8 protein-coding genes are annotated in these 13,369 nt (G+C 61.6%); 1 reads left to right on the top strand and 7 read right to left on the bottom strand.

The features are described 5' to 3' along the window. Positions 1-63: 63 nt before the first annotated feature. The 6 genes from FPL22_RS04555 to FPL22_RS04530 all read right to left on the bottom strand — a co-directional run bounded on the left by FPL22_RS04555 (position 64) and on the right by FPL22_RS04530 (position 9,382). Positions 64-1,515 (bottom strand): glycosyltransferase family 4 protein, encoded by a 1,452-nt coding sequence (locus FPL22_RS04555; RefSeq protein ID WP_144228918.1) that lies wholly within the window; start codon positions 1,513-1,515, stop codon positions 64-66. Between the two features lie 4 nt (positions 1,516-1,519). Further along, the gene (locus tag FPL22_RS04550; RefSeq protein ID WP_144228917.1) at positions 1,520-4,363 is read right to left on the bottom strand and encodes a class I SAM-dependent methyltransferase; all 2,844 of its coding nucleotides are present in this window, start codon (positions 4,361-4,363) and stop codon (positions 1,520-1,522) included. After that, on the bottom strand, positions 4,360-5,544 hold the full coding sequence (locus tag FPL22_RS04545) for a glycosyltransferase family 4 protein (protein WP_144228916.1): 1,185 nt from the start codon (positions 5,542-5,544) through the stop codon (positions 4,360-4,362). Before FPL22_RS04545 ends, FPL22_RS04550 begins: the two co-directional genes overlap by 4 nt. Continuing rightward, positions 5,541-6,458, bottom strand: coding sequence for a glycosyltransferase family 2 protein (locus FPL22_RS04540; RefSeq protein WP_144228915.1), 918 nt, complete (start codon positions 6,456-6,458; stop codon positions 5,541-5,543). Before FPL22_RS04540 ends, FPL22_RS04545 begins: the two co-directional genes overlap by 4 nt. Positions 6,459-6,478: 20 nt before the next feature. After that, positions 6,479-8,203, bottom strand: coding sequence for a tetratricopeptide repeat protein (locus tag FPL22_RS04535; protein WP_144228914.1), 1,725 nt, complete (start codon positions 8,201-8,203; stop codon positions 6,479-6,481). Between the two features lie 870 nt (positions 8,204-9,073). Next, positions 9,074-9,382: a hypothetical protein gene (locus FPL22_RS04530; protein WP_144228913.1), complete on the bottom strand. Its 309-nt coding sequence runs from the start codon at positions 9,380-9,382 to the stop codon at positions 9,074-9,076. A 298-nt stretch (positions 9,383-9,680) separates the two neighbouring features. Between FPL22_RS04530 and FPL22_RS04525 the strand changes: the two genes are divergently transcribed. Then, the gene (locus FPL22_RS04525; RefSeq protein ID WP_144228912.1) at positions 9,681-11,039 is read left to right on the top strand and encodes a GH1 family beta-glucosidase; all 1,359 of its coding nucleotides are present in this window, start codon (positions 9,681-9,683) and stop codon (positions 11,037-11,039) included. A gap of 66 nt (positions 11,040-11,105) precedes the next feature. Here the strand turns inward: FPL22_RS04525 and FPL22_RS04520 are convergent, their stop codons facing one another. Further along, the gene (locus FPL22_RS04520) at positions 11,106-13,367 is read right to left on the bottom strand and encodes a sugar-binding protein (protein WP_144228911.1); all 2,262 of its coding nucleotides are present in this window, start codon (positions 13,365-13,367) and stop codon (positions 11,106-11,108) included. Positions 13,368-13,369: the final 2 nt, after the last annotated feature.

The following is a 13,369-nucleotide window of genomic DNA, read 5'->3' as shown; positions in this document are numbered from 1 at the left end:
ACGTATTAAGTTACAAACTGGCTTGGGCGGGGTTCTGGAGTTGCCCTGCGGGCGGGGAAGAAATCAGGCGGCGGCGGGTTGGCGGGACTGGCGAATGAGCGCTTCGGCTTGTTCGCGCAGGAAGGCGGCCTGGCGCGGTTCCAGTGGCGCGAGGCGGGCGGCCACTTCGGTGAGGCTATCCAGGAGGATCTGCGCATCCTTGCGGGCGAGGTCCACGTTAACGGCGTGCAGCATTAATTTGATCGCTTCCGCCCGGCGCCCCGTGCTCGCCAACAGGTCGGCCTGCTTGAGCGTTTCTGTGCGTTCGAACAGGGCGGACATCGAGGCCGACTGCGGAGCCTCGGAGAGATTCCAGCCGGCATAGACTTCGACCAAGGTCGCCGTCGGTGCGAGCAAGGGCGCGAGCTCGGGCGTCTGTATGAAACCGTTCAACGTAACCCAAAGCGCGGGCATGCCGGCCTCGACTGTGAAGCGTTCCTTGACGACGGCGGCGGCACGGTCGCCGTCGATGTGTTGTTTGTCCTGATCTTCCAACCAGACGAGACAGGCGCGGGCCATCGCGTCAATGTCCAGCAAGGGCACGGCGACCCCGCCGCCCGCGTCACAGAACTCGCGGCCACCGCCGGCGCCATCGAAGCAGACAACCGGTTTTCCGAGTGCGGCCGCTTCCAGCATCGCGAGCGGAAACGGGTCTTCGCGCGAGGTGAGGCAGAAGACATCGGAGAGCGCGAGGAGCGCGTGCGGCGCGGGCAGTTCGCCGATGAGTTTGATTTCGTTTTGCAGGCCGAGACGGCGGATGTCGTGACGGAGAATCTTCCCCAATTCGGGCACCGTCATGCGCCCGATCCAGACGAAGCGAAGCGGACGCGCGCTCGTCCACAGGGCGCGGATACGCGCGGCGAGTTGCACGAATAAATCGGGCGCCTTGCGCAGATCGAATGTGCCGCAACCGGTGATGATCGCGGCGTCGGCCGGTAAATCGTAGGTGGCGCGAATGACGGCGGCATCCATCGAGGCGGCCTTGACGTGGACCTCGGTGACATCGATCAGCTCGTGGTGCACGCTGATGCGGTCCGCCGGCACATTGAAAATCGCGCGAAAGCGTATCGCGACGGCATCGGCGCAGGCGATGAATCGGGACGACTGACGAATGACGGCAGCCATGTTGTGCGCACCGATGGAATCGTAACCGTAGTCGAGCTCGTGCACGTGGGTGACGACGGGAATCAAGCCGCGCGGGAGTTCATCGACGAGCCGGCCGTTGCAGATCGTATTGGAATAAATGAGCGAGAACGCGGCCAGGACTTCGGGATTTTTTTTGAAGTGTTCCTGCGTGCGCACGGCTGCGACTTTGGCGAATTCCTCTTCGAGCGGGCCGCCTTTCGCGAGGAGCACCTCAAAGTCCAGCGAAGTGTGGCGTCGCAGCCAGCGCGTGAGGTGCAGCAGAAACATCGGTGCTCCCGTGCGCGTGGCCTCGTGGGAAACGAAGAGAACTTTGGGCGTAACGGTTGGCATGATGTCAAACGCTGACGGGTTGCGGGGCGGGGGGACGTGCGCTCGCAACCGGTGAAATCGGAGGGAAGGATGCGAGCACGACGGCGGCGCGATCGCACGCGGGCTGGTTACCCATGTCGGTCGCCAGCTGGCGGCCGAGATCGAGCAGGTAGCGGGCACGACCCAAGTCGAGCGATGCGAGTTGTCCGGAGACCTCGATCAAGGCTTCGATGATGACCTCGGGAACGGCGCAGGCTTCGACTGCTTTGACGGCCTCGATCATAAGCCGGGAGGCCGCGGTGTTTTGCTTGAGCGAAGCGAGGGCGACGCCGGCTTCGAGTTTGGAGCGCCACAGAATCGTGAGTTGTGCGCGCTCTTGGATCAGCGCGATCAGCGCAGGATCGGGCTCCGACGCTGAAGGGGCGATGAGGTTGTTTTCCAGATGAGCGACATGGGATCGCAAATGCCCGACTTCGACTTGGAGTGCGCGCAGATCGTTTTGCTGAAATGGTGCGTGCCCGGGAAAAAGATCTGCTGACGAAATCGATTCGGCGAGCGCGGCGGGTGCCCCTAGGCCGGCATCGATCAGGCGGGCGGGCAAGGTGAGCGGCCGGCCGTGCGCACGCGCCTCGGCGCCTGCGAGGATCATTTTTTCGGCGAGCTGGCGCAGCCGCGGAGCGGCCGGTGTGTCGCATTCCAATGCGTCGTGCAGCGTGGCGTTTTGAAAGAGCAGTTTGGCCGCCGGCGGGTTGGCGAGTTCGACGAGGGTTTCGGCGATGTGAGAGGCGGCAGTGATCCGCCACGCGGCCTGCACGTAATGCGGGCAGTTGTTGTAATCGAGCACCGCCACCGGTAGCCCGAGCAGCATGGCTTCGAGCATGGAGGTCGACGGCGTGGTAATGACGGCGTCGACGCTTTGGAGGACTTCGGCCAGTTCAAGGCCGGTGAGATCGGTGACGATTGAGTCCACGCCGATCTCGGCGTCGAGTCCTTTGGTCAAGCGCCAGCACACGTCGATGGCGGAGGACTCGAAGGTGGTCTTTAGGTCGATGAGCGACTGGAGAACGCGCGCGTGTTGTTCTTCAGTGAAGTAGGGCGTGATTGCCGTCATGACCAGCACGCGAAAATGATCCCCGGGCAAACGCGAACGGCGCTGGCGTGCGGCATAGAGGTCGAAGCGGGGTGAGCCGATTATCTCGCAGCGGCCCGGATTATCCCAGGACTCCACCGTGCGCGCTTGCGAGCGGCCTAGGCAGGCGAGTTTGTGTGCGAGGACCGGTTGGTAGAGCGAACCGGGGACGAGTTGCGGGTGGTCCCACGTGTTCCGATATTCGAGAATGCCATCGGCGAGCAGCAGCGTGGGAATGTTGATCTCCATCGCGCGACGCAGCAAGGTGACGAGGGGTTCCCGGTAGCAGTCAAAGGTCACCACCAGCGCGGTGTCGTCGGGAAAAACGAAATCCGTTGTGGCGTCGGTCACATACGAAACCGGGAATGGAAAATCGGCGAGCCAGCTGGTGAACAGCGGATGTTCCGCGGCGTGGGTGAGAACGACGATACGCTGCGTGCTCAATGCAGTGAGCGGTCGGAACGCTCCGGGCTTGGTGGCCGCGACAAGCCACCATTCGGCTTCGCCTGACGATGTGGTGACCGGGAGATTGACGCGTTGGAGTCGACGCTGGGATTGGGTGAGCGTCATGCCTCCGCCGGCGGTCTGTCGATAGACGTGCTCAAGCGGAAAGAATTTCGTGCACAGCTGCGCGAGCTTCGAAAAATCGAAGACATGAAAATGCCAGGGATTCGGATCTTTGCCGTCTTCGTCCACCCACATGTTCGGCACGGAACATACGAAGCGTCCGCCGGGTTTCAGGACGCGGTTGATTTCACCGAGAAAGTGTTCCGGCTCGCGCAGGTGCTCCACGGTTTCGAATGAAACCACGAGATCGACTGAGGCGTCGGCAAAGCGGCTCAGGTCGCACACATCCCCTGCTTCAAAACGCAGATTGGGATGACTCGGCTGAAAGCAGGCGCGTCCGTAAGCGACGGCGTAGTCACTGTTGTCGAGACCGATGATCTGAACACCACGATGATCGCAACCCAGCACGGCGCTCCCGTAGCCGAGACCGCACGCGGCATCGAGGACGAGGCCTTCGGATGGTAGATAGCGACGAGCCATGATGTAGCGGGCGATGTGCGCATCGGCGCGGCGCCCGGATTCACGAGTCATGTCCATGTGCAAGTCGCGCTCGGCCTTGAGGGCTTCGAGTGGATAACGCTGAAGCGCGGCGACCGGGATTTTTTCAAAGGTCAACGTGATCTGCCACTCGTCGGATTCGCGTGCCTCGTAACTCGTGATCAACTGGTCGAGAGGATGACGGCGAAAACCGGCGGCGAAAAAACGCGCCTCCCACCATTCGCGGTTGCGCACCGTCAAATGCCAGCGGCCGTCGCGGTCGCGCGTGGTGGCGAGGCAGATGAAAACACTGCTTTCAGCGACGCGATACAACTCACTCAAGGCCTTGGGCACGTCGGCCTCGGCGATGTGTTCAAGGCAATCGGTGCTGACGATCGTATTCCATGAATTGTCGGCAAACGGCAGATCGAGAATGGAGCCCAGTTGAAAATGACCGGGATTGATCGCGTTGTTGGCCTCGATCGGACGTGGAGCGATATCTATGCCGTGGGCCTGCACATCGTGTTCGAGCAAAGTGCGCACGAGCAGCCCCATGCCGCAGCCGACATCGAGCACGGAGCCGCGTCCGCTGATGAGGGTGACGCGTTTGAACAGGGCATCGGCGTCGTCGAATGAATGGCTGCCCCAGCGATCCTGCCGGGACCAATAGTCGGTGTATTCTGCTTGGTAGTTCATGGATGGGTCGGGATGGGCAGGTGGGCTTCGACGAGTGCGAGGGTGCGCTCAAGCATGAGGGATTCGCGGAATAGTTCATTGGCGCGTTCCTGAGCGGCTTTGCCCAGGTGTTGGCGCAATGCGGAGTCTTCGCTCCACTCGGCAAAAATCGCGGCGAGTGCAGTCACGGTGGCGTTGGCATCCAAGGCCGGATCAGGGAGCAGACGGCCGGTGGGGCCTAGCTCCTCGGGAATTCCGCTCACGGCGCTGGCAGCGACGGGGAGGGACTTGGCCATGGCTTCCATGATGGCGAGGGGCATGCCTTCGTAGTCGGTTGGCAGGACAAAAAAATCTGCGGTGTCATACCAGTCGGCCGTGTCCCAGCGGTGACCAAGCAACGTGACACGTGAATGAAGCCCCAGCTGGCGGATGGAGGCTTCGAGAGCGTGGCGCTGATCGCCATCGCCTACCCAAAGCAGATGCAAGTTTTCGCCGCGGCCCGTTTTCAGGAGTTTATGAAGAGCGGCGAGCTGGTGGTGGTGTCCCTTGAGACGCGCGAGGCGGGCGGTCGTAAGCGCGATCACGGTTTTTTCAGAGACCGCGAGCTGCATGCGCAGTTTTTTGCGCAGGACGGCATCCGTTGGTGTGAAAAAAACATCCGGGCGCCCGTAGTGAACGACCCTGCCGCGCTCCGTGGAGAGGCCGAAATGGCTGCGAAGGAGTTGTAGATTTTCTTCTGATACGGCGACGACCTCGCGGGCGGCTGCGTAGTGGCGGGCGAGGATCGGCAGGCAGGGCGCGAACTGGCGGGCAAGGTAGGCGGCGGCGAAGCCGACCACGATCACGAAGGGAATATGCAGCGCGAGTGCGGCCTGGCGGGCGCCGATGTTGGAGACCGGGCAGCAGTCGCTGAAGATGATCAAGTCGGGACGGTGTCGCTGGAAAATCGCGCGAGGTGCTTCCATGTCCACGACAGTGCGGCCGAATTCGGCGGCGGTGTCGTAAGGCAGCCATTCGTGAATGACGCCGGCGGCGTGCTGAGCGATCACGAGCGGACTTTTAGAAAGGGTTTGCACGCACAGCGCCATATGACGGCGGGCAACGAGCTCCATGAGCACGGAGTGGTTGTATTGGGCGACACCGCCGCGTTCGGGGTCGTCAGTGTAGAGCAGAATACGAGGGGCGTCGGGGAGGGGGGTCATACGGCGGCTTGGGCCTGCGGGGCGGTTTTTTTGGCGAGATGCTGGCGGATGAGTTGGTTGCAACGAGTGCGGTCCAGGCGCGCGGCGTCGGCTGGTGACAACGAGAAGAGTTGTGTGACGACGGCGACCAAGGCGTGGGAGTGAGCCTGTTGAAGCAATGGCGCGGAGAGCGGAATCTCGCGGGAGATATCGCGTTTGAACGATGCGAAGCGGTCTTGCGTGGAGATCGGATTATAGACGGCGCGCGGAAACCACGGCCCCCAGGGAAGGTAGTGGCTGATGACGACGTTGGTCATCTCGTGGAACGTGGTCTGCCGGTGCAGGAATGCCTCGATGGGATCGGCTTCGGTGGTGGGAAGACCTTGGTTTGCGACGCGCGCTTCCTGCGTGTGTTCGATAAAGTTAAGATCAGCCGGATTGATGTCGCGGCGGGCGATACCGGCGGATGAGAGACGCTCGTAAAGATCTTCGTCGTCGCGCGCATACACGCGGAAAAGCTCGGAGTATCCGTTGACCTTTTCGAATGCAGTGCGGGTGAAAAGACACTGGCCGTTGACGCAGGCTTTGCCGAGCGGGCGGCCGCTGCGCCAGTTTCCTGCGTAGAAAGTATCGGCGGTGGGAATGTATTGGCCGATTCGTGACGACGGGATGCAATCGGCGTCGCACTTGAGGATGATTTCCTGGGTGGTTTGCGAGATGCCGAAGTTTGTCGGATAGGGCTGGCGCCATTTGGCTTCGCCCTCGACGCGACAGATGCGAATGCGCGGATCCAGATCGACCAAGTCGGCGATGGATTCATGTGTGGACCAATCGACAATCACGACCTCGGCCAGCCCAGGCAACGCAAGCCAGTGCGGCAGGGATTGCCGGAGGTGCGACTCCCGATTCATGCAGGTGGTGACGAGCGAAAACATGCGCGCGACAGGTGGGGGAATCAGACGGCGATACGTTCAGCCAAGGCACTGACGCGTGGATCGGAAGGCGCGAGTGTTTGCACGACGCCGGAAATTTCGGCGACGAGCTCGGTGTGCCCGTAGTCGCCGGCCCATTCGGCGAGTTGCAGCCAGGAGTCTAGCCGTTCGGGATTCAGGCGCACGCAGGTTTCAAGGGCTTGGATCGCTTCGTTGGTCTGGCCGCTGCCGTGAAGGGCGAGTGCAAGATCCTGCCAGACTTCAGCGCCGGCTTGCGGATCCTCGATGGCGGCGAGCAGGTAGAGTGCGGCGCGTTCGGGACGACCGGCGGCCATCAGGTCTTTGCCTTGGGCGTGACGGGTGGCGAGGTCATCCGGCACCGGAGACGCAACCAGCGAGGCGTCGAAGGTGCGGCACGCGGTTTCCAAGATGCCTGAAAGGGCGTCGGCAAAAGCGAGGCAATCGATACGCGGCGGGACATTGGGCACGGCTAGGCCGAAGCTCTGGGCCGCGTCGCTAGTGGACCGATCAGCGGCGGAGCTGCCGGGGAGGCAGGCATCGCTCACGTGGAGCAGCGTGGCGACGGCGCTGGAGTCGAGCGGAGTATTTCCAGCGATGATCAGCTGATCGCGAAACTGCGGTTCGATATCGGCTAGCAACAGGTCGAGGCCAATGCCTTCTGTGCCGGGGAGTAGAATCAGGCGGGCGGACGGATCCTTCGTGGTCACGGCCTGCCATTGTGCGAGGGTGTCGGCACACATGAGGCGCGGGTGGGCGATCGCGACGGTGAGGTGGCCATTTTCAGGCAATCCAAGATCGGCGCGCGTCGGCGAGTTATCCGTTGAGATCAGCGTGGGCGAGAAGGCCAAGGCGCTGGGGAGCACGGCGACACGCTCAGTGTAGGCGGAGGACGGGACGCGATTGTCAGTCAGGACTACGTCGATCTCCGGCAGTCCGGTGGTGTGCGGGCACAGTGCGGTGGCGAATTGCCGCGGAGCGACGCGATGCAGGGCCAATGCTGTGAGCGCACTGGTCGTGCGAGTGAGGTCACCGGCAAAAATCACCGCATCGAGCTGTGCGGAGCGTAGCGTTTCGACTTGCTCGGCGATATCTTCGGGCAGATCGGCCTGCTGATAAACGGTGAGCTCGAAGCGATCGTTATCGAGCAATGTTTTGAGTTGGGATGATGCATACACGACGGCCGTATTTACCTCGCCATCGCAGATCAGGCCGACGCGTAACGAACTCTGCGCGGGTGACCCAAGCGAAGCCACGAACGCAGGCAGGCGTGGAGCGAGGACCGTCAACAGCCGTCCGAGGTGATGTTGACGGAGACGTAAACGGTCGTCGCCACCCACCGCCGGCCAATTATTCGCGGCAGTCGCGGCAAGTGAGGCGACCGCTTTGACGCCGGAAGAACCGCGGTTGCTCTCCAGCATGCGCACCAACGGCTCCAGTTGGTTGAGGACGTGGCCCGCCCATTGGGTTTCGTGTCGGGCGTTGTGCAGGAAGGCGGGCGATGTGAACAGATAGCGCGCATAAACGGGCCACAACCACGTCGGCTGATCGGCGAGTGGACGCAACTGAGTCAGTTGCCAGGCGGGCGCGGTGAATACCTGGATCAAACTCCCCAGCCAGACGGGAACGGCAGCGTTCGCATGGATCGCAGGGAGTTCGTCATCCGCAACCAGCGTGGCGACGGGGTGCGTCAGGAGAGCTTCGGCCGCAACGAGCAGCTTATCGGTCAAAGGACCGCGGACCGGGGGGGGATTAAGTTGGGCCAACGCGCTAGCGACGTCGCGACTGGCTTGGCGGAGGACTGTAAATTGAGCGCAGTCAGCGACATTTACCGGCGCCGACAGCAGAGACGTCAGTCGCGTGATTGCGCAAGTGAGCGTATCGTGATCGCGGGCCGAGTTCGCGGGGCGACGGCCAAGTTGCGGGGCAGGGGCTGAATCAAGGATGGAAGTAGCGGATGGCGCGATCATTGCCTGCAAAAAGCAGGCATTGCGCCACGACGTTTATTGGGTTTGTAACTATTTTATTATCATATTTTTAAAAATAATATAGTTATCAGATTTAAAACATCTGTGCATGGGCGGCGATGATGCAGGCATAATTTTCCCAGTAGGAAATCGTGGGGTGAATATCAGCCCATGTGGAGAAAACCTAATCGAAATAATGGGCCTTATAAGTCAGCGAAACGCATTCACTGTGACCTATCCATTTAAGCCTAAAACCAGTTTCAAAACTGGCGGAGAGGGGGGGATTCGAACCTCTTCTGATGGATAAAGCTAAGTCGCCTAATAACGCGGACTTAGTTTATGGTTAATAATTTAGAACAAGAAGTAAGATGCAGTAAAATGCAGAAAAGTGAAGCAAAAAACAGAGGTTTGGACAACCTTTGGGCAACCTAATCTGTATCCGAAAAACACGACAAGCCCAGTGCATGAAGATATGCGCCGGACCTCGTGTTGGGTCAATCATCCTCCGGTAGCATGATCGTTGCGCAGGTTCGCCTTTGTCGCCGGGATGAATCTGGAGTTTGAGCGTGTGCAGGCGTTTCCGACCGGTGCCGGTGATGACCACCTTGAACAGGCGCCCGCCCGAAAAGGATTTCACCGGGCAACACGGGACATCCACAGAACGTCGTGCCAGACGCCTTTCCAGTCGTTGCCGTGGTCGGGGTGGTCAACGGACTTTTGAATGAGTGCCGACATCGCCGCCGTCATGGCGACATGCACGCCGGGGAAGTGCTGGGCGGAGATTGCGGCTAGATCACCGCCGGTCGCGTCAAAAATGACGCCGTCGGCGATGGCCTGCGCACGGGGGTAAACGGAAACGACCACGAATCCGTCGAACGAGTGGCCGGGCTGGTTGATAACGTCGCCGGGTTGAGGAACCGGATCACGGGATAAGTCACGCACGGGATTTGGGCTTCGTGCGCCGCAACGATGGCGCGGGGGAGCGGCGAATCGCGCCGCGCGGCCCATGTTAGGACAAACCTTTTTAAGGCCGTCCCATCGCAGGTGCTAGCCTTGGCATCCTCCGGAGCGGCCTAGTTGTGGAGTTCCTGCCGTAAAATTGTGCAGGGGGTTGAAAGGTGGCTGAATGATTAACAGTTACTTTAAATCACATTTTCCCTCTGTAAACTGATGCTCGGAAGGGGCGTGTGAGCGGCCAATTCATTTGTCGGTCGCGGGGACCTTTGCTGTTGTCCGCGCCATGCATTTTCCAAAGGACTTTGTATGGGGAGCGGCCTCGGCCGCCTATCAGGTCGAAGGCGCCGCGCAGGAGGGCGACAAGGGGCTTTCCGTCTGGGACACTTTCAGTCGCGAACCAGGAAAAACCTGGCAGGGCGAGACCGGTGCGGTCGCGTGTGATCACTATCACCGCTACAAGGAGGACGTGACGCTGATGAAGGGCATCGGCCTGCAGGCGTATCGTTTCTCCGTCTCCTGGCCGCGCGTGATGCCTGCCGGGACCGGCGCGGTCAGCGCGCAGGGTTTGGATTTCTATGACCGGTTGACCGACGAATTGCTGGCCGCCGGCATCGAGCCTTGGGTCACGTTGTTTCACTGGGATTATCCGCATGACCTTTACTTGCGCGGCGGCTGGCTGAATCCCGAGAGCCCGCGTTGGTTTGCCGACTACTCGGAGGTCATCGTGAAAAAACTCTCCGACCGGGTAACCAACTGGATGACACTCAACGAGCCCCAGTGCTTCATCGGCCTCGGTCACGACCAGGGGTGTCATGCGCCCGGACTCAAACTCAACCGCGCGGAGAGTCTGCTGGCGGCGCACCATGTAATGTTGGCCCACGGTCTCTCCGTGCAGGTCATCCGTGCACACGCGTCGCGGCCGGCGCGTGTGGGGTGGGCGCCGGTCGGCATGGCGGGCGTGCCCGCGAGCGACAGCCCGGAAGATCTCGCCGCGTTGCATCAGCACGTGTTCCGGGTGGGCAAAGGTTTTCTCTGGAACAACGCATGGTGGGGAGACCCGGTGGTGCTCGGGCATTATCCGGAGATCGGCCTGCGCACCTTTGGCAATGATGTGCCGAAATTCACCGAGGCGGAGATGCGCACGATCAAGCAGCCCTTGGATTTTTACGGGGCGAATATCTACGGTAGCCCGCTCATCAAGGCTACGCCCGATGGCGGCTATGTTGAGCAGACCTATCATGAAGGGTTTCCGCAGACCCACTCCTATTGGGAGGTGACCCCGGAGAGTCTTTATTGGGGGCCGAAGCTTCTGCACGAGCGCTACAAGCTGCCGATCGTCGTGACCGAAAACGGCATGTCCAACGCCGACTGGGTGAGCTTGGACGGACAGGTGCACGACCCGCAACGCATCGATCTGTTGCACCGTTATCTGCTGCAGCTGCATCGCGCCATGGCCGAAGGCGTGGATGTGCGCGGCTATTTTCACTGGAGCATCATGGACAACTACGAGTGGGCCGACGGCTACAAGCAGCGCTTCGGGTTGATCCACGTCGACTACCCGACGCAGAAACGCACGCCGAAGGATTCCGCACGATGGTATACGGAGGTCATCCGCAGCAACGGAGCGTGCTTGCAACGCTAAGCCGGAATCGGAGGCGGGGGCACGATGGAGCTCGCGTTTCGCACCCGGCCTCCCCGTTGACGCACCCTAATTCGTAACCAGACGCGCGCGGCCCCAGGCGCCGCGGTGCGTGGAGTTATCGTGGTTGCCGTTCCACATGAGCTGCTGGATGCGCAGGTGGCCGTCGTCGCTGTTGTTGACCGCCACATCGAAGAGGAACTCGACTCCGTTCTCCGGCGTGACGCCGAACATCGACCAGGGCAACGCCGCCGCGATCACGTATCCGGATCCCGATACATCTTTGACCACGATCGCGCGACACTCCTTGGCGAGGCGGCGTCCTTCGGCCTCGCCGCCTGCATGGGCCACGAAAAGCGGCGCGGTTTCGGCAGCGCCGAAAATCACCTGGCGGTCGTCGAAAACGATGCCGGTGGTCGTCTTGAGATCTTTTCCTCCGACGAACAACTCGACGCCGTCTCCGCTCCACAGACCGCCATGCGCCCGCTTGTTTTGAAGGGGCGTCGGATCCTTGACCAAGATGTGAAGGTAGAGGAACCGCTCGTCCCAGCACAGGCGGAAGTCGCCGCGCAGCGCGGGGTTGGGAAGGCCGTTGACGAGTCGTAAGGCATCCACTGGCTCGGTGGGAACGCCGGGCCAGTTGTTGGTGGTGCCGTCGAGAGCGATGCCCGGCGGTGCGCGATGCACGCGCACCACGCGATTCGCGGCGGCGGCGGATTTCCCGCCCGTGAACTTCGGATCCTGAAACGCGTAAGGCTTCTTCTTGCCTAGCATCACGTCGTAGATCCGGTCGTTCGTGAGCTTCGCTGCGGCGACCAGATCGGCGTAGGGGCGGTCGGTCACGTCCACGAGGCCGGTGTTGCCGCCTTCGCCGTGGAAGCCGGAGAACCAGCGACCCGTGATCGACTGGTCGGCGTAGATGAACCACTCGGAGCCCACGATGAAGGGCAGCGACGCGGACTGCTCGAGGTAGTTGCGGTAGGCGTGTCCGCGATCGGCGAGGGTCTTCACCTCGATGGCGCCGCCTCCGAGCCCACTGGCGGTGGATCCGTAGTGCCACTCGCTGAGAATGATCGGGCGTCCGCCGCTCCACTCATGGGCGCGGGTGAGGAAGCCCTTGTCGATGCCGTGGGTGTAGTAGTTGATGCTGACGACATCGACGTATTTTCCGCCGATGCGCACGATGTCCTCGTAGCCGGAAGTGCCCGGAGTCCAGCGGCTGCCGATGAGCAGGTGGTTGGCGTCGTATTTCTTGAACGTGTCACGGACGAGCGCGTAATAGGTTGCCAGATACAACTTCAGGAAGGCGTGCATGTCGGCTGCGCCAGCCTCGGAGCGCACGGACAGGGCGGCGTCTTTCGCGGACTCGAAGTCGGCGAAGGGCTGCGCGGGCTTCCACGCGTCGTTAAACGCCGCGATATCGCGGTATTTTTCACGAAGCATATCCACGAGCCGGATCTTGGCGGCGACGTCCCCCTTGTAGCCGGGGATGAGCCGGGGAAGGAGTTCGAAATGCTGCTCGTTGCCGAGGAAGTAGCCGATGAGCAGCGGGTCCTTTGCCTGGGCCGGCAGGGAGGAGGCGAAGGCCTTGTCGAGCGCGGCCACCGTCTCGGGCGCGAACGGATCGATGAGCTTGGCCGCGCCGATCTGATCGGGGAGGAGCTTCGCGCCCGGGGCGCTTTCGATCGGCAGGGCGGCGGTGTAGGGAACTCGGAGTCCACGGGTGGTGGCGTTGGCGATCGAAAAGGCGCCGGTGCTGTTGAACCCCCACGCGCGCAGACGCGTGATCGATTGAGCGAGCCACTCGTTCTGGTCGTAAGGTTTTTTAAATTTGCGAATCCAGTTGGTGATTTGGAAGGAGAGCACTCCGGAGCCGCCGCTCCTCCAGGCGGTCGCGAACTCGCCCTTCGCGTCGGGGAGCCATTCGTAGGTGTGCTCGCGTCCCTGGACGACCGTGTAGTCGTCGATGTTGTGCAGTCCGCACACCGCGATATGGAAAAACACGTTCCCCTCGGGCGTGACCAAGACCTGGCGGTCACCGGCGGTTCCCACGTGGAAGAATCCCGTTTTTTTCAGCCCGTAGGCGGCCCCGCTGCCGGCAACCCCGCCATAGGCGTCCTTCTCCGGTCCCCCGGGCACGGGGAGCGCTTGGCGCTGGAGCTCGATGTCGGCTCGGAGCTCGTCGTCGCTCTTTACCTTGCCCGGATAATCGCTGCGCGCGCTTTGTCCGTAACGATCGACTTGAAATTTGAGCGACGTGGCGGACGCCGGCTGGGAGTGGGCAAGCGAAGCAAGAGCCAAGAGGGAAAAACAAAGCAGGGTAACTTTCATGG

This window comes from Rariglobus hedericola, from assembly GCF_007559335.1.
In the GTDB taxonomy this organism is placed as follows: domain Bacteria; phylum Verrucomicrobiota; class Verrucomicrobiia; order Opitutales; family Opitutaceae; genus Rariglobus; species Rariglobus hedericola.
This window is presented reverse-complemented; position numbering and strand designations above follow the sequence as displayed.